This is a genomic window from Saliphagus sp. GCM10025334, from assembly GCF_042663485.1.
In the GTDB taxonomy this organism is placed as follows: Archaea; Halobacteriota; Halobacteria; order Halobacteriales; family Natrialbaceae; genus Natronosalvus.
The window spans coordinates 1,644,125-1,665,150 of record NZ_JBHTAF010000001.1 but is presented as its reverse complement, the minus strand read 5'-3'; the positions used below and the strand labels follow the sequence as shown (position 1 = coordinate 1,665,150).

At 65.5% G+C, this 21,026-nt stretch carries 15 protein-coding genes; 10 read left to right on the top strand and 5 right to left on the bottom strand.

The window, feature by feature from the left end:
• Positions 1 to 28: 28 nt before the first annotated feature.
• Both ligA and ACFQO4_RS07835 read right to left on the bottom strand, forming a co-directional pair.
• The gene (ligA, locus tag ACFQO4_RS07840) at positions 29 to 2,128 is read right to left on the bottom strand and encodes an NAD-dependent DNA ligase LigA (protein ID WP_500260348.1); all 2,100 of its coding nucleotides are present in this window, start codon (positions 2,126 to 2,128) and stop codon (positions 29 to 31) included.
• Between the two features lie 57 nt (positions 2,129 to 2,185).
• A complete protein-coding gene (locus tag ACFQO4_RS07835; protein WP_500260347.1) occupies positions 2,186 to 2,632 on the bottom strand; it encodes a DUF2391 domain-containing protein in 447 nt (148 codons plus the stop codon).
• 309 nt (positions 2,633 to 2,941) lie between these two features.
• Here ACFQO4_RS07835 and ACFQO4_RS07830 point away from each other — a divergent pair, with 309 nt between their 5' ends.
• The 6 genes from ACFQO4_RS07830 (at position 2,942) to ACFQO4_RS07805 (ending at position 10,456) form a co-directional block, all read left to right on the top strand.
• Positions 2,942 to 4,324, top strand: a complete 1,383-nt coding sequence (locus ACFQO4_RS07830; protein ID WP_500260346.1) for an aspartate aminotransferase family protein — start codon at positions 2,942 to 2,944, stop codon at positions 4,322 to 4,324.
• 19 nt (positions 4,325 to 4,343) lie between these two features.
• Positions 4,344 to 4,733 (top strand): Rid family detoxifying hydrolase, encoded by a 390-nt coding sequence (locus tag ACFQO4_RS07825; protein WP_500260345.1) that lies wholly within the window; start codon positions 4,344 to 4,346, stop codon positions 4,731 to 4,733.
• A 116-nt stretch (positions 4,734 to 4,849) separates the two neighbouring features.
• Complete coding sequence (locus tag ACFQO4_RS07820) at positions 4,850 to 6,130, top strand: amidohydrolase (RefSeq protein ID WP_500260344.1); 1,281 nt, start codon at positions 4,850 to 4,852, stop codon at positions 6,128 to 6,130.
• Positions 6,131 to 6,217: 87 nt separating this feature from the next.
• Positions 6,218 to 6,865 (top strand): DUF8102 family protein, encoded by a 648-nt coding sequence (locus tag ACFQO4_RS07815; protein WP_500260343.1) that lies wholly within the window; start codon positions 6,218 to 6,220, stop codon positions 6,863 to 6,865.
• Positions 6,866 to 7,247: 382 nt separating this feature from the next.
• Positions 7,248 to 8,960: a BCCT family transporter gene (locus ACFQO4_RS07810; protein ID WP_500260342.1), complete on the top strand. Its 1,713-nt coding sequence runs from the start codon at positions 7,248 to 7,250 to the stop codon at positions 8,958 to 8,960.
• 134 nt (positions 8,961 to 9,094) lie between these two features.
• Positions 9,095 to 10,456 carry an aminotransferase class III-fold pyridoxal phosphate-dependent enzyme gene (locus ACFQO4_RS07805; RefSeq protein WP_500260341.1) on the top strand — a complete coding sequence of 454 codons (1,362 nt, stop codon included), beginning with the start codon at positions 9,095 to 9,097 and terminating at the stop codon, positions 10,454 to 10,456.
• 378 nt (positions 10,457 to 10,834) lie between these two features.
• Here ACFQO4_RS07805 and ilvA read toward each other — a convergent pair whose 3' ends face one another.
• Positions 10,835 to 12,073 carry a threonine ammonia-lyase gene (ilvA, locus tag ACFQO4_RS07800; protein ID WP_500260340.1) on the bottom strand — a complete coding sequence of 413 codons (1,239 nt, stop codon included), beginning with the start codon at positions 12,071 to 12,073 and terminating at the stop codon, positions 10,835 to 10,837.
• Positions 12,070 to 13,377: an amidohydrolase gene (locus ACFQO4_RS07795; RefSeq protein WP_500260339.1), complete on the bottom strand. Its 1,308-nt coding sequence runs from the start codon at positions 13,375 to 13,377 to the stop codon at positions 12,070 to 12,072. Before ACFQO4_RS07795 ends, ilvA begins: the two co-directional genes overlap by 4 nt.
• Before the next feature lie 146 nt (positions 13,378 to 13,523).
• Between ACFQO4_RS07795 and ACFQO4_RS07790 the strand changes: the two genes are divergently transcribed.
• On the top strand, positions 13,524 to 14,495 hold the full coding sequence (locus ACFQO4_RS07790) for an NAD(P)-dependent oxidoreductase (protein WP_500260338.1): 972 nt from the start codon (positions 13,524 to 13,526) through the stop codon (positions 14,493 to 14,495).
• A gap of 7 nt (positions 14,496 to 14,502) precedes the next feature.
• Complete coding sequence (locus tag ACFQO4_RS07785) at positions 14,503 to 17,682, top strand: FAD-binding and (Fe-S)-binding domain-containing protein (protein WP_500260337.1); 3,180 nt, start codon at positions 14,503 to 14,505, stop codon at positions 17,680 to 17,682.
• A 114-nt stretch (positions 17,683 to 17,796) separates the two neighbouring features.
• On the opposite strand, the gene ACFQO4_RS07780 is transcribed toward ACFQO4_RS07785, so the two are convergent.
• Entirely contained in the window at positions 17,797 to 18,975 is a 1,179-nt protein-coding gene (locus ACFQO4_RS07780; RefSeq protein WP_500260336.1) for a M24 family metallopeptidase, read from the bottom strand.
• 161 nt (positions 18,976 to 19,136) lie between these two features.
• On the opposite strand from ACFQO4_RS07780, the gene rio1 reads away from it, so the two are divergent.
• Positions 19,137 to 20,003 carry a serine/threonine-protein kinase Rio1 gene (rio1, locus tag ACFQO4_RS07775; RefSeq protein ID WP_500260335.1) on the top strand — a complete coding sequence of 289 codons (867 nt, stop codon included), beginning with the start codon at positions 19,137 to 19,139 and terminating at the stop codon, positions 20,001 to 20,003.
• A 111-nt stretch (positions 20,004 to 20,114) separates the two neighbouring features.
• Positions 20,115 to 20,999, top strand: a complete 885-nt coding sequence (locus tag ACFQO4_RS07770; RefSeq protein ID WP_500260334.1) for a transcription initiation factor IIB — start codon at positions 20,115 to 20,117, stop codon at positions 20,997 to 20,999.
• The last annotated feature ends 27 nt before the right edge of the window (positions 21,000 to 21,026 follow it).

The following is a 21,026-nucleotide window of genomic DNA, read 5'->3' as shown; positions in this document are numbered from 1 at the left end:
GAACCCTCGCCGCGAGTCCTCGACCGAATCAGTCGTCGATACCCCGTTCCTCGAGCAACGCCCGAAACGCGTCCTCCTCGAGTACGTCCACGCCCTCCTCCTCGGCGTCGGCGAGCTTCGTCGCCCCCGGGTTCTCGCCGATGACGAGGTAGTCGGTGTTGCCCGAGACGCTACCCGTCGCGTTCGCGCCATGGGCTTCGACCAGGTCCTGGGCGTCGCTCCGGGTCATTCCCTCGAGACTCCCCGTGAAGACGAACGTCAGGCCCTCGAGTTCGTCGCCACCGCCCTCTCGATCAGCTTCCTGCGGCGAGACGTGCTCGAGCACGGCGTCGACGACGGCCGCGTTCGCCTCGCTCGCGAAGAACTCGTAGATCGTCTCGGCGACGGTTTCGCCCACGTCGTCGACGCCCTCGAGTTTCGCGGGGTCGTCCTCGGCAGTCTCTCGGAACGCCGCGAAGGAGCCGAACTCGCCGGCTAGCTCGCGGGCGGTCGTCGGCCCCACGTGGGGGATGCCGAGTGCCGAGAGGAACTCCGCCAGCGGCGGCTCGCGACTCGCCTCGATTTCGGCTACCAGGTTCTCGACGCTCGTCTCGCCCCAGCCCTCGAGGTCTCGGAGTGCGTCTCGTTCTTCCGGTAACTCGTAGAGGTCGGCGACGCTCTCGAGCAACCCTGCATCGACCAGTTGACGGACCGTCTTCTCGCCCAGGCCCTCGAGGTCGAGGCCGTCGTCGCTCGCGTAGTACTCGATCGAGCGTCGGCGCTGGGCGTCGCAGGCCAGGCCGCCCGTACAGAACGCCAGCGGGCCGTCGCGTTCGATGGCGCTCCCGCAGACGGGGCAGGCGTCGGGCAGTACGTAGTGTCCCTCGCTCCCCTTCTCGACGACCTCCTCGACGTAGGGAATGACGTCGCCGGCGCGCTGGACCCGGACGGTGTCGCCGACGTTCACGTTCTTCGCGGCGATCTCCTCGGGGTTGTGCAGGCTCGCTCGCGAGACCGTGACGCCGCCGACGTCGACCGGCTCGAGCAGTGCAACCGGCGTGACCCGTCCTGTCCGCCCGACCTGGACGGCGACGTCGACGATGGGCGTCACCTCCGCGCGGGCGGGGAACTTGTAGGCGTAGGCCCAGCGGTCGTGGCGAGCCGTCTGCCCGAGTTCCTCGCGGGCCTCGCGGTCGTCGACCTTGATCACGACGCCGTCGATCTCGTAGGGGAGGTCGTCGCGTTCTTCGAGCAGGCGGTCGCGGTAGTCGATGGCTGCCTCGACATTGTCTACGATTTCGACGCGGTCGTTAGTCCGGAGACCATATCGGGGGAAGTCCTCGAGTTCCTCGCGGTGACTGTCCGCGAGGTCGCTCGCTGCGAGCACGTCGAAGTAGAACACCTCGAGCGGGCGTTCGGCGACGACGGACGGATCGAGCTGACGGATCGTCCCTGCGGTCGCGTTCCGGGGGTTGGCGAAGGGATCCTCGCCGCGCTCGATGCGCTCGCGGTTGTGCGCTTGGAAGGCGTCTTTGGGCATGTACACTTCCCCACGGACGGCGAAGTGTTCGGGCGGATTGTCGTGCAATCGCTGGGGGACGGAGCCGATCGTTCGGGCGTTTCGCGTCACGTCGTCTCCCTCGCGGCCGTCGCCGCGGGTGACCGCCCGCTCGAGCGAGCCGTCCTCGTAGACGAACTCTATGGAGACGCCGTCGAACTTGGGTTCACAGACGTAGGCGACCTCGTCGTCGCCCTCGTAACCCGCGTCGCGAAGCTCCCGGCGGACGCGTTCGTCGAACTCCCGGACGTCGTCGGCCTCGCCGCTGGCGTCGATAGAGAGCATCGGTGCGACGTGTTCGATCGTCTCGAAGGCCTCGAGCGGTTCGCCCCCCACCGCTCGGGTGGGGCTGTCGGGGTGAGCGAGGTCGAATTCGTCCTCGAGTTCCCTGAGTCGTGAGAAGAGGGCATCGTACGTTCGGTCGGCGATGATCGGGTCGTTCTCGACGTAGTACCGTCGGTCGTGTTCGCGGATAGCCTCCCGCAGGCGCTCAATTTGTTCTTCGGCCGACTCGAGATCGAGGTCCTCGACCGGATCGAACTCGACCGGCGGATCCCGGAGGTAGGGATTCTCCGTCGTCGGTGTGGACATTACTCGAGCGTTCGTCCCGATCCGATTAAAACGTAGGTTTGTGGATCACGGACCCAGTCACTTCGCAAAGACGCTGTCGGCCGTCGCCGCCCCGACGACGCTGAAGATCGAGCCGACGCTGATCGCCTTGACGGTGATCACCGCAACCCGGGTCGTGGTTTCGGCTTCTTCGATAAACGTATCGGGAGCGTCGAAGAGCAACGCCAGGATGGTGACCGATCCGAACGAGACGAGCATGAGGGAGATGAATCGCAGCGGGATGCCGCCGACTTCCTTCTCCACATCGGGATCGCGACTCGAATCTGCGGCGTACAGCGCCGCATACCCGATCGCGAAGACGAGACCGATCGTCGCGAACGCTTGCCCGAGATGCATATTCGACGCGAGGACCCACACCTCCTCGGTGACGACGAACGGCCCCGCCAGCAGGAATCCGCCGACGAGCTGCTGGGCGGAGTCGGCCACCCGGAACTGGGGCGGCCGACGAGGACGGCGAAGTTGCATACTCGAAATAACAGACGATTCGTCAAGTATCACCCGGTCTCGAGACGGCTACGGTTGTCGAGGGTCGGCCGTTTCAGCGCGACCATCCACCGGTTGGCCGTTTCGACCGGCTCGGCGGAAGTGTACCGCTGTCAGCCGGGTTGAGGGTGATACCGAACTGGAGCACTCGAACCTGGCCATCGTCGACACGCTGGCGGACGCGGGCGACGGCGCAACGAACGTAGTGCTCGTAACCTATTCAGTAACTGTGTACGACTTGAATAGATATTGTGGACAAATTATTAGTAGCTGTTTCACAACGAGTCACGTATGACGGCAGGACCGCCGATCGCCGACCTTCACTTCGACGATGCACCGGACGTTGATTCCGTTCCCGGGCCGATAACCCGGTCGCTGCTCGAGAAACAGCGGGAAATAGACAGCAGTGCGGTCGCGTACCCGAACGACATTCCGATCGCGTTCGAGGAAGGGAAGGGGGCGACGGTCCGCGACGCCGACGGCAACACGTACATCGACCTCTTCGCGGGGATCGGCGTGCTCAACGTCGGCCACGCCAATCCCCACGTGCTCGAGGCCGTCCACGAGCAGGCCGACAAGTTCGTCCACACAGTCGACTTTCCGACTGAGGCCCGACTCGAGTTGATCGAAAAGCTCGACGAGATCGCCCCGGACGGGCTGCAGGGCCAGAACAAGGTCGTCTTCGGCGGTCCGACCGGGAGCGACGCCATCGAGGCGTCGATCAAACTCTCGAAGTACAACACCGGTGGCGACGGCCTCATCGCTTTCCGTGGGGCGTACCACGGCGCGACGACCGGCGCGATGAGCGTCACCTCGAACAAGAAGTTCAAGGGCCACTACACGCCCTTGCTCGCAGACGTCGTTCACGCGCCGTATCCCCACCCGTTCCGTCAGGACAAGACGCCCGACGAGGCGGTCGACCACGCGCTCGAGGAGGTCCAGGCGATCGTCGAGGATCCCTACGGAGGACTGGCCAACCCGGCCGGAATCATCGTCGAGCCGATCCAGGGCGAGGGCGGCATCGTCACGCCGCCGGCTGGGTTCTTGCAGGGAGTACGCGACATCGCCGACGACAACGACGTCGTGCTGGTCTTCGACGAGATCCAGAGCGGGCTTGGCCGCACCGGGCAGTGGTGGGCCTGCGACTGGGAGGGCGTTACCCCGGACGCGATGACCTCCGCGAAGGCCCTCGGCGGGGCGGGCTTTCCGCTGTCGGCGACCATCTACCACGAGGACCTCGACACCTGGGGGTCGGGCGACCACGCTGGCACCTACCGCGGCCACGTCGTGGGAATGCGCGCCGGGACCCGCGCCATCGAGTACATCCAGGAACACGATCTCCTGACCCACGCTCGAGACCTCGGCGAGTACATCCAGGGTCGACTCCTGGAGGCAGCCGCGGAAACGGACCGACTGGCCGACGTCCGCGGGAAGGGACTGTTCATCGGCGCCGAATTCGTCGACGAGGACGGCGCCCCCGACGGCGACGCCGTCGATGCGATCCAGACCTACTGCTTCGAACACGGCGTCCTCGTCTGGACCGCGGGTCGCGACGGAAACGTCCTGCGTTTCCTCCCACCGCTCGTCCTCACCCACGACCTGGCCGAGACAGCACTCGATGTCGTCGTGGACGCGATCGAACACGTGACTGAGGAGGCGAAACGGACGGCCTGAGCCGACGCTCGAACGAACCATGTCCGACACCATCTCACTCGAGACCGACGGTGCACCGAGCAGCGACAACCCCTACTCGCAGGGCGTTCTGGCCGGCGATACGTGCTATATCTCCGGCTACGGCCCGGTCGACCCGGATACCGGCGAGGTCGTGGACGGCGACATCGAAGCGCAGACAGAGCGCGTGCTCGAGAACGTCGCCGCCGTGATCGAGGAGGCCGGCGGCGAGGGTCTCTCCGACGTCGTGAAGGTGACGGTTTACCTGACCGACCTCGAGGACTACGACCGGGTCAACGAGGCCTACGGCGCACGGTTCGGCGAAGAACCGCCAGCACGCGTTTGCGTCGAGGTCTCGAAACTACCCGACGACGTTCGAATCGAGATGGACGCGGTTGCGTACCTCGGCTGAGGTGGAAGGGCCGCCCCTTTTCCCCGGCCGCCGTCGATCGGCTACACCGATGCCGCGTAATCGATATACAATTATCGACCACGATTAAGTAGTTCCCGCGCTTACATCCGGCACGAATGTCCTACGACGTGCGACACAGGCTGGCCGACCTTCGGCAGGCGTTTCACCGTCACCCGGAGCCCGGCTGGCGCGAGTTCCGGACGACCGCGCGCGTCGTCGCCGAACTCGAGCGGATCGGCGTCGACGAACTCGCCGTCGGGCGCGAGGCGCTCTCGACCGCCGACCGGATGGCCGTGCCCGACGAGGCGGACCTCGAGCCCTGGCTCGAACGCGCTCGCGAGGCCGGCGTTCGCGAGGACCTCCTCGAGCGCACCGCGGGCGGGCACACCGGTGTCGTGGCGGTGCTCGAACGGGGCGAGGGGCCGACCGTCGGCCTGCGCGTCGACCTCGACGCCATCTCGATGGCGGAGTCGTCGGCCGAGGACCACCGTCCCGTTACGGATGGGTTCCGCTCGGAACACGAGGGGTACATGCACGCCTGCGGGCACGACGCCCACATCGCGATCGCGCTGGGGACCGTCGAAGCGGTGAAAGACAGCGACTTCTCGGGGACACTGAAGGTGTTCTTCCAGCCCGCCGAGGAGATCTCGGGCGGCGGCAAGGCGATGGCCGAGGGCGGCTACCTCGACGACGTCGACTACCTGCTGGCGATCCACGTCGGCCTCGACCACCCGACGGGGGAGGTCGTCGCCGGCGTCGAAAAGCCCCTGGCGATGGCCCACCTGACCGCGACGTTCGAGGGCGCCAGCGCCCACGCCGGGAAGGCGCCCAACGAGGGGGGCAACGCGATGCAGGCGGCGGCGACGGCGATCCAGAACGCGTACGCGATTCCCCGCCACAGCGACGGCATGACCCGCGTGAACGTCGGCCGCATCGAAGGCGGCACCGCGAGCAACGTCATCGCCGAGGAGATCACGATCGAGGCTGAGGTCCGCGGCGAGACGACGGGCCTGATGGAGTACATGCGGACGGAACTCGAGCGCGTCTGCTACGCCGCCGCGGAGATGCACGACTGCGACGTCACGCCGCGGGTCATCAGCGAGTCGCCGTGTGCGGACAGCCACCCGGCGTTGCGGGATCTCGTCGGGCGCATCGCTCGCGAAGTCGACGGCGTCGAGCGCGTCGTTCCCACGACTCAGTTCGGCGTCAGCGAGGACGTTACGTACCTGATGGAACGCGTCCAGAACGACGGCGGTCTCGCGTCGTACCTCATCGTCGGGACCGACCACCCCACCAGTCACCACACGCCCACGTTCGACGTCGACGATGCCTCCCTCGAGATTGGCGTCTCTGTGCTGACCGAGACGGCCGTCGAACTCTCGCAACGACCCGTCTAAGGTCGTCTCCCGTTGCCGGAGGTGTTCGAATACTGTCACGTTCTCGGGAACGGAAACGTTAATTCGCGGCCAGCCTGTGTGTCACGTATGAGCCAGGACGACGTGCCGGAGTCCCTCCGACCGGCGGCAGACGCGGATCGGCCACGCGGGATTCTCACACCTTCCGACCGCGACTTCCTGCTCGGTCGGAAGACCGACTACACCGACCACTCGAGGAAACAGAAGCGAAACCGGATCCGCCGTCGGGTTCGGAACGCGATTCTCGACTTCAGTATACTCTTTGCCTACATGGAAGAACGCGACCGGGAGACGGTGTTCGATCCCGACGACGAGGATCGGGACGCCTACACCCAGGGGATCACCGACATGCTCGCCTTTCTGCACCTGGGAACGATGGGCTATCACACGCCGTTCAAGGACATGCTCTCGGAGGGCGTCGGCAAGGCCGAACAGCGACTGGCTGGGTCGAACTACCGGATGGTCAACGTCGAGTTCAACGTCGAGCCGGTCGGGCAGATCGACGTCGACGCGGTTATCGAGAAACTCGAGGCCGAGGAGTTCGCTCAGCTCACCGACGAGGAACTTCGTGCGTTCGTCCGACTGTTGACGATGTCCGAGGGATTCTCGCCCGAGACGGCCCGCGAGGAGATCAAAGATCGCGTCGACGAGTTCGCCGAGCGAGTGGCAGAGAGCGCTGAGGCCCGAGAGCGGAATCTCGAAGAACTGACGAACTGACGGCCGTTGACGAACTGGCGAACTGACGACCGCTGGCATTCGCTGACGGTCGCTCGCCACCCGAATTTTGCTCAGCCCACAGCTCGACCGACGATCCGTCGCGTATTCAGATTACAGGTTCCCAGAACGCCGTTATCCGTGAACGTGGGTAATTCCTCGACCGAACGGTGTTTTCAGAACATCCGTAGCGAACATAGCCTCGAGTCGATGGTCGCTCGAGCCAACGTCAAATAAACGCAATCTGTAGATAGTCTACGAGAGTGAGAAACACTTATTGTATACGACGTAAATGGTAGCGGTATGCCAACACGAAGCATGGCAAATTGTGGGTGGAGGCTCAACCGACCAGTGAGCTGTCGCTCGGTTTGGGGGGTGAGTGGGGATGAGTGACGCCGAGCGGGGAGCGATCGCTCAGTTCCGGGAGGAGATCGATCCCATCGTCTTCGCGTTCGGGGCGTTGCTGACCGTCGGCGTGATCGCGGCGTTCTTCATCAGTCCCGACACCGTCGAGCAAGGGATCGGGTCGCTAAACGATTCGATGCTCGGCGCGTTCAACTGGGCATTGCTGGTGATCGTGTTCCTGATCGTGGTCTTCCTCCTGTTTCTAATCGTCGGACCGTGGGGGAGGATCAAACTCGGTGACGAGGACCCCGAGTACAGCTTCCTGTCGTTCTTCGCGATGTTGTACTCGGCCGGCTTCGCTGCGGGTGTCGTGTTCTGGGGGCCGACCGAGGGACTGTTCTATTATGATAGTCCCTCGCCGCTATTCAACGTCGAGGGTGGGACGGCCGAAGCGATCCCCATTGCGATCCAGCAGACGCTGTTCCACTGGGCGTTGCCCCAGCTAGCCGTATTTACGATCATGGGGATCGCGATCGGGTACTTCGCGTACAACTACGACTCGGTCCCGTTGCGCGTATCCTCGGCACTGACGCCGATTCTCGGGAAGGAGAACCTCGACGGACCGGCGGCCAAAGTCATCGACATCCTCGCCGTCTTCGCGACGATCGGCGGCGTGGCAACCTCGCTGGGATTCATCGGTAGCCAGTTCGTCACTGGCCTCGACTACCAGTGGGGGATCAGTATGGGGAATATCGGAATCCTCGCCGTCGTAACGATGATGACGTTGCTGTTTACGATCTCGATGGTTCTCGGTGTCGACAAGGGAATCCGACGCCTCTCGAACTTCAACATGGTCCTGTTCGTCGTGCTCATGCTCGCGACGTTCATCGTCGGACCGACGCTGTTCCTGGTATTGCTCGGTTCTCAGGCCCTCGGCGGCATGATTACCGACTTCATCTCGATGAGCCTCTTCACCGGCGCCGGTCCGATGGGCAACGGTGATCCGGCAGCCACTGAGTGGATGAACACCTGGACCGTCTTCTACTGGGCGTGGGCGCTGTCGTGGTCCCCGTTCGCGGGACTGTTCATCGCCCGCATCTCCAAGGGACGGACCGTCCGCGAGGTCGCCTTCACCGGCATCGTCGCGACGTCGGCGGCGACCATCCCGTGGTTCACGTTCGTCGGCGGTACTGCGGTGTGGGCCCAACATAATGGCGTCGCGGACTTCGGCGCGGTGCTCTCCGGTGATGCCGGCGCCGAGATTTCCGGCTTCATTCTCTTCGAGGCGTTGCAGTTCACAATCGATCTGAGCGCCGTCGGACTCGGCACGTACGCCATCCCGGTGGGCGGGGTCCTGATCTACATGTTCCTGATTCTCGTGACGACGTTCTTCGTCACGTCCGCGGACTCCTCGACGCTGGCCGTCTCGATGATGACGACCGGCGGGAAGGCCAGACCGTCGACCATCAACCGGGTCTTCTGGGGCGTCGTCCTCGGAATGACCGCCGCAATCTTGATGATCCTCGGCGGCAGCGGAAGCGCGAACACGCTCCAGCAGGCGGCGATCATCACCGGTACTCCCTTCGCGTTCGTCTGCTTCCTCGCGATGCTCGCACTGATCAAGGACTTCGGCTCGAACTACGGCCGCGTGTTGCTGCAGGACGAGACCGTCCTCATCGGCTCGAGCAGGAAAACGGAAGCGGATTCACCGCCGACCGGTCCCGGCGGACCCGTCGAATCCGACGACGACTGAGTTGCCTGCGGCTATTCGCCTCGCTGCCAGTCGCCCCTCTCCTTCCGTGTTTCGTCTCGTTTTTTCGTGCGACGGCTCGACTCGTTCCCTGCCCTATACCAAGATTTAATGTACGGCGTATACATAATCTGTGTATGGATAGGGACACCGCGGAACCCGATGCGGACGCGCTTCCGGGTCCGAACGCCCAGCGGTGGGTCGACTTCCATCAGGCGCACTCCGCGCCCAGCGAGTACTCCCACGACTTCGTCTGGGATATCACGCGCGAGGCCGACGGCCCGTTCGTCACGGACGTCGACGGGAACGTTCTGCTCGATTTCACCTGCCACATCGGTGCTGCACCACTCGGCTACAACAACGAGAAGATTCTCAACAAACTCGAGGCGTTCGACCTCGTCGAGCCGATGAAAATCGCCGGCCAGGACCTGTACTTCGGCGCCGGTCCTACACCCGAGGAGTCGGCAGTACCGGGCTCGAGTCACCTCATGGAGAAGTTAGTCGAGGTCTCGAGCCAGTACGGGATGGACACGGTGTTCCTCTCGAACTCCGGCGCGGAGGCGATGGAGAACGCGATGAAGATCACGAACGATCACCGCGCCCCGGCGAAGTACGGCGTCGCCTTCGCCGGCAGCTTTCACGGCCGGACGCTCGGCACGCTCTCGATCACGAAGTCCAAAGAGGTCTACACGCGCCACTACCCCCAGATCAGCGGGATCGAGACGGTACCGTTCTGTGCCGACCGCGGCTGTGACGCCGACAGTTGCGACTGCGGCTTCTTCGCCGGCGGCGACTCCCAGCTCCGCAGTATGCTCGCGCCCGAGGGCGGCCACATCGACCCCGACGAGATCGCCTTCCTCGCGCTCGAGCCCATTCAGGGCGTCGGCGGCTACCGATTCCCCAGCGAGGCGTTCATGCAGGAGGTGGCGGACGTCACCGACGAGTACGACATCCCGCTGGTCGTCGACGAGATCCAGGCCGGCGTCGGCCGCACCGGCGAGATCTGGGCCTCGGATCACTACCCGATCGAACCCGACGTCATCGCGAGCGCGAAGGGGCTTCGCGTAGGCGCGACGATCTCGCGTTCGGAGGTCTTCCCCGACGAGAAGAACCGGCTCGGCTCGACCTTCGGCGGTGGCGACCTGCTCGGCTCGATGATGGGCGCGCTCACCCTCGAGGCCATCCAGGAGTACGACCTGCTCGACAACGCCACCGAGTGCGGCGAGCAGGCGAAAGAACTCCTGCGCGACGAGGCCCCGGAGTACGTCGAGGACGTCCGCGGCAAGGGGCTAATGCTGGCCGTCGAGTTCGATACCCCCGAGCGCCGGAGCGCCGTGGTCGAGGCCGCCCTCGAGCGCGGTCTCCTGACCCTCGGCTGTGGCAAGAAGACGATCCGACTGCTCCCGCCGCTCGACTCGAGCGAGCGCGAGATCGAACTGGGTATCGGCATCTTCCTCGAGGCGATCGAGGCCGTTGGACCGAGCGCGAAAGTGGCGTGATCGTTTTCCGTTTTCGATTCTGACTCTACGACTCGAGACTTGGTATTCGAGCCGCTGCACGTACTGGTCGGATCGTCCACGTGCGATGGCGCGTCCCGAAACTGCGCGAGGGATGAGTGAGCGACTGTCAAAAGCGAACGAATCGGCTGGGGAGGTCGTGGAATCCCTCGTTGCCAATGTAAGAGGACCACTGCTCCGTCTCGACGGCCGTATCGTGCCGTTACCACAACTCGATCGTGGCCACTAGGATGTCCACACCCTCCCCAGCCGATTCGCTCACTCGCTTCGCTCGATCACTCATCCCTCGCGCCATTCGAACCGCGACGAAGTCGCGGTTCAGCGCGCCAACAGTGGGCCCGTGGGAGCGATTCGAGGGAGTTACTCGAGCGAGCGCTCGACGACGGAAATCCCATCGAGCACGTCCAGCGACTCGAGTACGCCCCCGAGGTGCTCCCGTCCGCTGCCCTCGAGACCAACGGTCACCGGAACCCGATTCGGCTCGTCGACGGGACCGCGTCGCGCGCGCTCGAGGACGTCCAGTTCGGCGCCCTCGGACTCGACGGTCTCCGCGACGTCTCCGACGACCGAGGGCCACCCGTCGACGGCCAACCTTGCCTCGACGTAGCGTCCGAGTTCGTGGAGGCCGGTTCGCGTCAGTTCCGCGTGTTCGGTGAGGCCGACGTTGCCTCCGGAGACGATCACGCCGACGTGTGCTCCCTCGAGGTCCACCGCCGTTTCCGTGGAAATGGCGGCCGCCAGCGGCGTCGCACCTGCGCCCTCGACCACCGTCTTCGCGCGTTCGGCCAGCAACGTCACCGCGGCGGCGATCTCCCGGTCGGTGACGCTGACTACGTCGTCGACGACCTCGCGGGCCATGGCGAAGGTGGTCTCCAGCATCCGGGTGTCTGCGATACCCTCCGCGACGGTGTCGACGGTCTCGAGTTCGCGAATCTCGCCTGCCTCGAGCGAGGGCTTCGCGTGAGCGGCCCCCTCCGGTTGAACCCCGATCACGCGGATCTCGGGATCGTGGGCCTTCAGCACCGTCCCGATGCCCGAAATCAGCCCGCCGCCGCCGATGGCGACGAGCACGGTGTCGATTTCGGGATACTGCTCGAGCAACTCGAGGCTGATCGTCCCCTGCCCGGCGACAATCTCCTCGTCGTCGAAGGGGTGGACGAACGTCTCGCCGGTCTCGTCGGCCCGTTCGAGGGCGTGCTCGTACGATCGTTCGTAGATGTCGCCCTCGACGACCACTTTGGCCCCGTAGCCGCGGGTGGCCTCGATCTTCGCCGCGGGGGTCACCTCGGGGACGACGATGGTCGTCTCGATCTCGAGCAGCTGCCCGGCCAGCGCCACGCCCTGTGCGTGATTTCCCGCACTCGAGGAGACGACCCCCGCTTCTCGCTCCGCCTCCGAGAGCTGGGCCAACCGGTTGTACGCCCCCCGAATCTTGAACGAGCCCGTTCGCTGGACGTTCTCGAGTTTGAGCCCGACCGATGCCGCGCCGCTCATCTCGGCGAAGGTGCGCGACGTATCCAGCGGCGTGCGATGGACGACGTCGTCGATGCGCTCCTGGGCCGCCTCGACGTCCGCGAGGGTAACGCGGCTGTCGCTCATGCCTCGCTCTCGTCGCGACGAGCCACCGGGTGCCGTCGCTCGAGTTCGCGAATCGTTTCGACGAGCACGTCGACGCCGTGTTCGAGACTCCGCTCATCGACGTCGAACGTGGGCGTGTGGTGGCTCGTCGGGTGATCGGTGCCGACGATGAGGTACGACGCGAGACCGCCGTCTGCCTGGACGCGTTCCATCAGGAAGGTCGCGTCCTCGCTCGCCCCGAAGTCGGCTGCGGGGAGCACGTGCTCGATTCCCACCACGTCGGCCGCGACCTCGCTCACGAGCGTCTGCAGTTCGGGATCGCTGTCGGCCCGCGGCGATTCGCTGACGATTTCGACGTCCGCCTGACAGCCGTGAAGCGTCGCAGCCGACTTGATCGTCCGCTCGAGTCGCTCCTTCACGTACTCCATCAGCGCCGTGGTCTCGCCGCGGGCTTCGGCGACGATGTGGGCCCGTTCGGCGATGACGTTGCTCGCGGTTCCCGCCTCCGCACGACCGACGTTCACGCGGGTCATCCCGTCGCCGTGGCGGGGGATGCCGTAGGCGTTCTCGATCGCCGTGGCCATGGCGTGCAAGGCGTTTTCTCCCTCGTTGGGTGCCTTTCCCGCGTGTGCAGAGGTTCCCTCTATCGTCGCGTCGACGTGGCACATGGCCAGGGGTTTCTCGATGCCCGCGACGACCTCCCCCGTTGGGTGGTCGAGGCCGACGTGGATCGCCAGCAGGTAGTCGAGATCCGCCGCGAACTCGCTCTTCGCCATCGGACACCCGCCGCCACCGGTTTCCTCGGCTGGCTGGAAGAAGACGACCAGTCGCCCGGCGAAGTCGCTCTCAACGATCGCCTCGAGCGTGGCCAGTCCCCAGGTCATGTGGGCGTCGTGCCCGCAGGCGTGCATCGTGCCGTCGAGTTCGGATCGAAAGCCCTCGGCGGCCGGTTCGTGATCCGCATCGGTCGATTCCTCGATGAACAGGCCGTCGATGTCGACGCGCAGCCCGATGGCCGGCCCGTCGCCTCGATCGAGGACCGCGACGGCACCGGTTGTTCCCTCAGCCATCCGCTCGAGGAGGTCCTCGCGAACGCCGGCCTCACGCGCCCCCTCGAGCCAGGGCTCCAGGTCCGCCTCGTCGGGCACGGCCATCCGGTCGGCGGGATCGTACGCGTCCGCCCCGACGGCGAGTTCGTCGACGTCGATCCGCTCGAGTTCGTCGACGAGTCGAGCGGTCGTCTGAAACTCACACCAGGCCGGTTCTGGGTGGCGGTGAAAACGGCGACGGAGGGGGACGAGCCGGTCCCGTATTGACTCGCTCATGCGAGACGCTGACGCGGCCCACGCACTTAATTATACACAATCAGTGTTAACGTCGGGTACACAAAAAGGATAAGGGAACGTGTGACAACCGTAGCGTACGAACGTTTCAGGGACGGTGGGCCGTCGCTGTGACGGAGATGATCCACATGAGCACGAATCCAGACGTCGTCGTTCTCCGGGAGGGAACGGAGGGCCTGTCGATGGAATCGTACGCCGAGGCGCTGCGCGAGCGCCTCCCCGATCGCACCGTCGCACTCGCTCGCACGCCAGCGGCCGAGCGCGAACTCGTTTCACAGGCTCGAGTGGTGACCGGAATCACCATCGAGGAGGCCATGCTTGAGTACGCCGACCGCCTCGAGTTGTTCGCGTGTACGTTCGCCGGGACCGACCACGTCCCAATGGATGCGCTGGCCGACCACGGCGTCGCCGTGACCAACGCGGGTGGCATCCACGCGCCCGGCATCGCCGAGCAGTCGATCGCCAACATGCTCGTCTTCGCGCGAAACCTCCACGAAGGGTGGCGCCGCAAGCAAAATGGCGAGTGGCGCCACTTCCAGTCCCACGAATTCACCGACAGCACCGTGACGGTCGTCGGCCTTGGCTCGATCGGCCAGCAGATCGTTACACGGCTCGAGGGCTTCGACGTCGAGACGATCGGCATCCGGTACACGCCGTCGAAGGGCGGCCCGACCGACGAGATCTTCGGATTCGAGGCGGACGACGTGCACGAGGCGTTCTCGCGCAGCGACTACGTCGTCCTGGCGTGCCCGCTCAACGATACGACCCGCGGCCTCGTCGGCGAGACGGAATTGGCGACGCTCCCGCCGAACGCCGTCGTCGTCAACGCCGCTCGAGGAGGGCTCATCGACACCGACGCGCTCGTTTCGGCGCTGCAGTTCAACGGCATCCGGGGGGCCGCCCTCGACGTCACCGATCCCGAACCGCTGCCCAACGACCACCCGCTGTGGGACCTCGAGAACTGCCTGATCACGCCCCACACGGGCGGCCACACGCCGAAACACTGGGATCGGCTGGCCGACATCGTCACCCACAACGTCCGCGCCCTCGAGTCGGGCGACGCTCTCGAGAACGCCGTCCTCGAGCCAACGTCGGGGTGACCGAGCGATGGCCACCGACGACGCCGCGTCCACGACCGATCGGCCCGACCCGGCGGGGGAACCGGACTCGAGCCGATCCGATTCGGCGGCGGACCGGGGAGCCGATCCCGCGGCGGATTCACGGGCGAACTACGACTACGTCGGCGGGACCGTCGATCGACCGGCTCTCGTCTCGGACCTGGACGCGCGAATCGACGGCGAGGTCCGATTCGACGAGTACACCCGTCAGCTGTACGCGACCGACGCGAGCGCGTACGAGCGGACGCCCGTCGGCGTCGTTCTGCCGCGATCGACGGCGGACGTCTCGAGCGTCGTCGACTACTGCGCCGACAACGGCATCCCCGTCTTGCCGCGCGGCGCCGGCACGAGCCTCGCCGGCCAGGCGGTCAACGAGGCGGTCGTCCTCGACTTCACGGCGCACATGGACGCGGTCGGCACCATCGATCCTGCCGAACGCCGGGCGACCGTCCAGGCAGGGGCCGTTCTCGCCGACCTGAACGCGGCGCTCGACCCCCACGAGTTGAAGTTCGCGCCCGACCCCGCCGCCGGCAACCGCAGCACGGTCGGCGGCGCCATCGGGAACAACTCGACGGGCGCCCACTCGCTGCAGTACGGCAAGACCGACGCCTACGTCGAGTCGTGCGAGGTCGTCCTCGCCGACGGCTCCGTCGAGCACATCGGCGAGGTGACCGTCGCCGACCTCCGGAGTACGGCCGATCAGGACGGCGACCTCCTCGAGCGCGTCTACGAGGCGTTGCGCCGCGTGATCGACGAGGAAGCAGGCGCTATCGGCGAGGCCTTCCCGCAACTGAAGCGCAACGTCTCGGGGTACAATCTGGACCGGCTGGTCGCGGAGGCCTACGGGCGGCCCGACGCGTTCGACGAGCGTGGCGACGGCCCGCTCGTGATCGACGGCGATCCCGACCCCGACGCGACGGTCAACCTCGCCCGGGTGCTCGCCGGCAGCGAAGGGACCCTCGGCGTCGTGACGGAAGCGACGGTCTCGCTCGAACCCGTGCCCGAGACCACGTCCGTAGCGTTGTTGACTTACCACGACCTGCTTGAGGCGATGGCCGACGTCGATACGATCGTCCGCAACCACGATCCGGCGGCGATCGAGGCGATCGACGACGTGCTGATCGACCTCGCCGAGCGAACCGAGGAGTTCGCGGCCGTCGCCGAACGACTCCCCGCGGGCACCGAGACCGCCTTGCTCGTCGAGTTCTACGCCGAGGACGACGAGCACGGCCACGAGCAGGTCGCGGCCCTGCTGGCCGATCGGTTGCCGGATGCGGACGTCCCGGATCCGGGGGCCGACGAAGCGGACTCGAACGTGGTTGCCGCCCCGGATCACGACCCCATCCGGGCCTTCGACGCCCTCGAGGCCCACGACCCGCAAGGCATCGCCGAACTCTGGAAGCTCCGCAAGAGCGCGGCCCCGATCCTCCTCTCGCGAACGTCCGACGCGAAGCACATCTCGTTCATCGAGGACACGGCCGTCCCGACCGAGAACCTGGCGGACTACGTTGCGGACTTCCAGACCGTCCTCGAGGAGTACGACACGTTCGCCAGCTTCTACGCCCACGCGGGGCCGGGCTGTATGCACATGCGGCCGCTCGTCGACACCAAGAGCCCGGCTGGACTCGAGGCGTTCGAGTCGCTCGCGGACGACGTCACCGACCTCGTCGTCGAGTACGGCGGCTCGGTGTCGGGAGAACACGGCGACGGCCGCGCCCGCACGCAGTGGAATCACAAGCTCTACGGCGACGACGTGTGGAACCTCTTTCGCGACCTGAAGACGGCCTTCGACCCCGACTGGCTGCTCAATCCCGGGACCGTCTGTGGCGACCACGACATGACCGAGCACCTCCGGTTCGACCCCGACTACGCGTTCGATCCGGGGCTCGAACCGGCCCTGAACTGGGACAACGAGAACGGGTTCCAGGGGATGGTCGACCTCTGTCACGGCTGTGCCGGCTGTCGGAGCGGCCAGGAGACGACCGGCGGCGTGATGTGCCCGACGTTCCGTGCGGCCGAGGAAGAGAGCCTCAGCACCCGCGGCCGGGCGAACGCGCTCCGGGGGGCGATGAGCGGCGAACTCGACGCCGACGCGGTCGACGAGGAGTTCCTGGCCGAAGTCGTGGACCTCTGTATCGGCTGCAAGGGCTGTAAGCGCGACTGCCCGAGCGAGGTGGACATGGCGAAGCTCAAAGCCGAGGTGGAACACGCCGCCCACCAGCGAAACGGGGCGTCCCTCCGGGACCGCCTCTTCGCGAACGTCGACCGCCTCAACGCCGTTGGCTCCGCGCTCGCGCCGCTGTCGAACTGGGCCGCGTCGCTACCGGGATCGGGGACGGTCGCCGAGAAAACGGCCGGAATCGCCCGCGAGCGCGATTTCCCGACGTTTGCGAGCGAAAGCTTCGAGGACTGGTTCGAGGCGCGCGGTTCCCGAGTCCCGCTCGAGGCGGCGGACCGGAAGGTGCTCCTCTTCCCGGATACGTACACGAACTACAACCACCCGCGGGCGGGCAAGGCGGCCGTCCAGGTCCTCGAGACGGCCGGCGTTCACGTTCGACTTCCCGACGGCGTGACCTCGACCGGACGGCCGGCGCACTCGAAGGGCTTCCTGGACCTCTCCCGCGAACGCGCCCGGACTAACGTCGACGCGCTGACGCCGTTCCTCGAGGACGGGTGGGAGGTCGTCCTGGTGGAACCCTCCGACGCGGTCATGTTCCAGTCGGATTACCCGGATCTGCTGTCGGGTCCCGATGTGGAACGACTCTCGAGGAACTCCTACGGCGTCTGTGAGTACCTTGACCGGTTCGACCTGGCCGGCGAACTGCCGGCCGACGGGGCCGGCCGTCGTCTGACCTACCACGGCCACTGTCACCAGAAGGCGACGAAGAAGGACGGCCACGCCGCGGCCGTCCTCGAGACCGTCGGCTACGAGGTCGACGCGCTCGATTCGGGCTGTTGCGGAATGGCCGGCTCATTCGGCTACGAGGCCGAGCACTACTCGCTCAGCCGGGCCATCGGGGATATCCTGTTCGACCAGGTCGACTCGAGCGACGGCGACCGGGTCGTGGCGCCGGGTGCGTCCTGTCGAACGCAGCTCTCTGCCCACGACGGCTGCGACGAGCCTCCCCACCCGATCGAAATGGTGGCAGCGGCGCTGCCGACCGAGTGACAGCCCGACCGCTCCGGCCTGGTTCGGTGAACTCTCTCCCTCGAGAGCGCCGAATCGGGCGCCAGTTCGCGACGAACTCCGCCGTTCGTTCCGTCGGCCGTCCAACCGTTGTGGCTACGCCGTGAACAACCGCCGTGGGAAGTCGGCCAGCGTCTCCGCGCCGGTTCCCGTCACGCGGAACGTCTCGCTGATCTCCATCCCAATTTCTTCCGTCCAGATGCCGGGGATCATGTGGAACGTCATGTCCTCCTCGAGGACGGTCTCGTCGCCCGGGCGAATGCTCGCGGTGTGTTCGCCCCAGTCCGGCGGGTAGCCGAGCCCCATCGAGTAGCCGATTCGGTCCTCCTTTTCGAGGCCGTACTGGGCGATCGTGTCGCGCCAGGCCTTCTCGACGGCCTCGCAGGTGACCCCCGGCTCGACAGCGTCGAGGGCCGCCTCGATCCCCTCGACCACAATGTCTGCGGTTCGCTCGAGTTCCGCGGGCGGGTCGCCGACGAACGTCGTCCGGGCCAGCGGTGAGTGATACCGGTGACGACACCCCGAAAGCTCGATGATGACGGGATCGCCGTCCTCGAACGGGCGGTCAGTCCACGTGAGGTGGGGCGTGTCGGTGTGATCGCCCGAGGGCATCAGCGGGACGATCGCCGGATAATCGCCGCCGTAGTCGTCGGTGCCGGTGATCAGTGCGTCGTAAATCGCGGCCGCGGCCTCGTACTCGGGGACGCCTTCCGCGATCGCGTCGAGACCCGCCTGCATCGCGTTCTCCGAGATGCGGGCCGCCTGGCGCATGTACTCGAGTTCCTGTTCGGACTTTTTGATCCGAACCCAGCCAACCAGCAGCGTCGCGTCCTCGAATTCGGCTTCTGGAAGGTTCCCCTGTAACCGGGTGTAAGACTTCGCGGTGAAGTAGGATGCGTCCATCTCGAGGCCGATTCGCCCGTCCGCGACCTCGAGGTCCTCGAGGACGCCCGCGACGTAGTCCATCGGATGGAGGTCGTACGGCGAGTGGACGTGGTCGTCGCTGTACGCCCGGATGCTCTCCTCGGAGAGAGCAGTCGTCGCCCGGGCGCCGTTAGCGTCCATCTCGCGGCCGACCCATACCGGTTCGTCGCGCTCGACCGTGACGACGACGGCCTGGTGGACGTAAAACGACCAGCCGTCGTAGCCGGTGAGGTAGTTCATGTTGGCCGGATCGGTGACGACGATGGCGTCGAGTTCCTCCTCGCGCAACTGAGTCTTCGCTCGCTCGACCCGACGTTCGTACTCGCGTTCGTCGAAGACGTCTCGAGACATGGTAACAGACCCTACAGTGGTGGTCCACCAGGAATACTAAAAGTTTTTCGTGTACAATGGCTACAGATACTGTTTACTTCTACTCCCGGTCACCCTGCCGTCGAATCCGACCAGTTGCTCATGCCTACCCTTTACCCGTTTCGCGCCCTACGTCACCCTAGATGACAGCCGCGTTCGAACTGGTCGACCTCGAGGAAGCGGACACCCCGGGTGATGAGTGGGAGGAGATCGACGTCACCGACACGGAAGCCGACCGTATCGCCCGCAAGCGCGACCGCGAGTTCGAACAGTTCGAGGAACGCATCAAGGACGCCGACCAGTTCAAGGTCGAACAGTCGGTGTTCGACGACGCCACCTTCGCCGCGCTGTACAAACTCGTCCAGGACGGCCACGTCGAGGCCTTCGGCGGCCCCATCTCGACCGGTAAGGAGGCCAACGTCTACCACGCCCTCGGTGACGACCGGGAGGTCGCCGTGAAGATTTACCGGATCAACGCCTCGAACTTCCGCCAGATGCGCGACTACCTCGAGGGCGACCCCCGGTTCGAGGGACTTGGTGGTAAGAAGAAGGACGTCGTCCTCGCCTGGGTCCGCAAGGAGCTGGCCAACCTCGAGCGCGCCCGCGCCGCCGGCGTTCGCGTCCCGGAACCAATCGCAGCCGAACGGAACGTCCTCGTGATGGAATACCTCGGAAACGACGCGGACGGTCGAGCGAAGCGCCTCGGCGAGGTTCACGTCGAGAATCCGCAGACCGCCTACGAGGTGATTCGGGAGTACATGCGTCGACTCTACTCGGCCGGCCTGATCCACGGCGACCTGAGCGAGTACAACGTCATCGTCCACGAGAATCAGCTCATCGTCATCGACCTCGGGCAAGCCGTCACCGTCCACCACCCCAACAGTCGGGGCTTCCTCGAGCGAGACTGCCACAACGTTGCCTCCTTCTTCCGGCGACAGGGGCTCGAGGTGACCGACGACGAGGTTCTCGAGTTCGTCACCCAGCCTGAACCGGACCCGTCTCGAGCCTGATACGGTGGAAATTAGGTGTTATGCCCAACCGTATTTTTAACTCCTACAGATAAAAATGAAGGTTGTATTTCAATAGTATAATTTAAATACTACCAATGTCCCAATGAATGTATGGTGGAACAAGGTGCACGTAAGGACCGGTGTCCCGAGTGCGAGGGGACCATCCGATCGACGGGGACGGAACAGATCTGTAGCCAGTGTGGACTCGTCTGTCGAGAGCACGCGATCGATCCTGGCCCGGAGTGGCGATCCTACGGCGACCAGGACCAGTCTCGGCGCCGAACTGGCGCGCCGCTCACGCGGTCGCGACACGACCGCGGTCTCTCGACCGAAATCGGCTACGGTTCGGGCACGCGTCTCACCGGCCGGAAACGTCGTCAGTTCGGCAGACTCAGGCGCGAGCACAACCGCGCTCGCATCGCGACGAAAGCGGACCGAAATCGCGTCTACGGATTTACCGAGATCCGTCGCATTCGAAGTCGCCTCTCACTTCCCGTATCCGTCCGTGAACAGTCGTGTACCCTCTTCAAATCGGCCCAGTCGGAGAACCTGCTACAGGGTCGGTCGCTCGAGGGCTTCGCCGCGGCCTCGGTCTACGCGACGTGTCGAACGCGGTCGATCGCCCGAACCATCGACGAAATCGTCGCCGTCTCCCGTGCCAGCGAAAACGAACTCAAGGCCGCCTACGACGCCCTCAACCGCGAACTCGGCTTGCCGACCGGTCCGATCGACCCGTCCCAGTACTTACCGCGGTTCGCCTCGAAACTCGACCTCGATACCGACGTCGAGCGCTACGCCCAGGAACGCGTCGACGCGCTCCTCGAACAGAGTCTGATCGGTGGCCGAAATCCAGGCGGCGTCGCCGCTGGCTGTCTGTATCACGCCTCGGTCGTTCTCGACTGCGAGGCCATCACCCAGCAGGCCGCCGCCGACGTCGCCGACGTCTCGCCGGTTACGATCCGATCGGCCGTCGAACTGGTCGACCAGGTGGAGTGAGGACTCGAGGCGATCCACTTTTTGGCG